General features: G+C 67.2%; 1 protein-coding gene. It reads left to right on the forward strand.

Annotated elements, in window-relative coordinates:
- On the forward strand, window positions 1-1,160 hold a 1,160-nt coding region (locus G5C60_RS50720; RefSeq protein WP_206441025.1), incomplete at both ends, for an ammonium transporter.

A 1,160-nucleotide genomic window follows, 5' to 3' on the forward strand; every position in this document is an offset into this window, starting at 1 on the left:
GCCATCACCCTGGCCGCAGAAGCTCCCACGCTGTCTGCCGCCAACACCGGGTTCATGCTCATCTGTTCTGCCCTGGTGATGCTCATGACACCGGGCCTGGCCTTCTTCTACGGAGGCATGGTCCGCGTCAAGAGCACCCTGAACATGCTGATGATGAGCTTCATCAGCCTGGGGATCGTCACCATCCTGTGGGTGCTGTACGGCTTCTCCATGGCATTTGGTACCGACTCCGGCAGCATCATCGGCTGGTCCTCGGACTACGTCGGGCTCAGCGGCATCGGCATCACGCAGCTGTGGGACGGCTACACGATCCCGATCTACGTCTTCGCCGTCTTCCAGTTGATGTTCGCCATCATCACGCCCGCCCTGATCAGCGGCGCCCTCGCGGACCGTGTGAAGTTCTCGGCGTGGGCCTTGTTCGTCGCCCTGTGGGCCACGGTCGTCTACTTCCCGGTCGCGCACTGGGTCTGGGGTGCCGGCGGCTGGGCCTTCGAGCTCGGTGTGATCGACTTCGCCGGTGGTACGGCGGTCCACATCAACGCCGGTGCCGCGGCCCTCGGCGTGATCCTGGTCATCGGCAAGCGCGTCGGCTTCAAGAAGGACCCGATGCGCCCGCACAGCCTGCCGCTGGTCATGCTCGGCGCCGGCCTGCTGTGGTTCGGCTGGTTCGGCTTCAACGCCGGCTCCTGGCTCGGCAACGATGACGGCGTCGGCGCGCTGATGTTCCTCAACACGCAGATCGCCACCGCCGCCGCCGTACTCGCCTGGCTCGCCTACGAGAAGATCCGCCACGGCGCGTTCACCACTCTCGGTGCTGCCTCCGGTGCGGTCGCCGGTCTGGTCGCGATCACCCCGTCCGGTGGCGCGGTGTCCCCGCTCGGCGCGATCGCCGTCGGCGTCGTGGCCGGTCTGCTGTGCGCCATGGCTGTCGGCCTGAAGTACAAGTTCGGCTACGACGACTCCCTCGACGTCGTCGGCGTCCACCTCGTCGGCGGTGTCGTCGGCTCCCTGCTCATCGGCTTCCTCGCCACCGGCGGCGGCCAGTCCGACGTCCAGGGCCTCTTCTACGGCGGCGGCCTGGACCAGTTCTGGAAGCAGTGCGCCGGCGTCTTCGCAGTCCTCGCCTACTCCCTCGTCGCCTCCGCGGTCCTCGCCTTCCT

The organism is Streptomyces scabichelini, assembly GCF_011045015.1.
GTDB classification, from domain to species: Bacteria; Actinomycetota; Actinomycetes; order Streptomycetales; family Streptomycetaceae; genus Streptomyces; species Streptomyces scabichelini.